The organism is Larkinella sp. C7 (assembly GCF_006149005.1).
Lineage (GTDB): Bacteria > Bacteroidota > Bacteroidia > Cytophagales > Spirosomataceae > Larkinella.
The window spans coordinates 304-627 of record NZ_VBSL01000087.1; the positions used below are offsets into that span (position 1 = coordinate 304).

General features: G+C 44.8%; 1 protein-coding gene. It reads left to right on the forward strand.

Annotated elements, in window-relative coordinates; genetic code table 11:
• Positions 1–203: 16S rRNA (cytosine(1402)-N(4))-methyltransferase (mraW, locus tag FH871_RS34480; protein WP_212768321.1), on the forward strand; the 203-nt coding region annotated here is incomplete at its 5' end.
• Positions 204–324 lie beyond the last annotated feature (121 nt).

Below are 324 nucleotides of genomic sequence, written 5' to 3' on the forward strand. Positions count from 1 at the left end.
TGGAGGATCGCCTGACCAAACAACTCTTTAAAGAAGCCTCAACGGTGGATGTGCCCAAGGGCCTGCCCTTTATTCCAGAGGAGATGCAGCCTAAGATTGCCTTAGTCAATCGCAAGCCAATTTTACCGTCACAAGAGGAGCTGGCGGTTAATAATCGGGTTCATTCAGCCAAGCTCAGAGTGGCGAAAAAAATTCGAAAGTAGTAGATATTTATGGCAAATAATAAGCAAGAAGAAGTAGCAATTCAAAATGCCTTTCAGAAGCGATTTCGGAAGTTTTCTCGTCTGGAGATTGCCTTCTACGGCTCGATTATTATCACCGCAG